1 protein-coding gene is annotated in these 388 nt (G+C 44.1%); it reads right to left on the bottom strand.

Annotation, left to right across the window (positions count from 1 at the left end):
* Positions 1 to 112: 112 nt before the first annotated feature.
* A complete protein-coding gene (locus AACS00_RS16750; protein WP_013401621.1) occupies positions 113 to 232 on the bottom strand; it encodes a YfhE family protein in 120 nt (39 codons plus the stop codon).
* Positions 233 to 388: the final 156 nt, after the last annotated feature.

Raw genomic sequence — 388 nt, 5'->3', positions numbered from 1 at the left:
GGTTTTTCGTCCGCGGGATCGCCCCATCCATCCATTCCTCCTAAGCGATAATGTTTCCACTTTGCAGGATGGCTCTTATGCGAAAAAGCATAATAACCATATTTTCTGTAGTTTACTTTTTCGCCGCATAGCCGCCTGCTTGGTCGGCCAATTTAAAGTCGCGGGCATACGCTATTTCTTGCGCTCTCGTTAACGCGCTTTTTGTTTTTTCGCTTTTTCGTTTTTCCGCCATTAGCTGCCCCTCACTTTTGCAAAATTTATTTTAAGTTTTTCCGCCGTTTGTTCATTTTATGCATGCAAAATATAAAACGGGCTGTTTTTGGAACAGCCCGTTTATGCTTCTTTGCGCTGTTCGCCATTGATGGAAGAAGGATGGCGAAGCGTATAC

The sequence above is a fragment of the Vibrio sp. 11986-1-5 genome, from assembly GCF_963878025.1.
In the GTDB taxonomy this organism is placed as follows: Bacteria; Pseudomonadota; Gammaproteobacteria; order Enterobacterales; family Vibrionaceae; genus Vibrio; species Vibrio injensis.
Note: the sequence above shows the minus strand (reverse complement) of the source record. Positions and strands in the feature narration are given on the sequence as shown.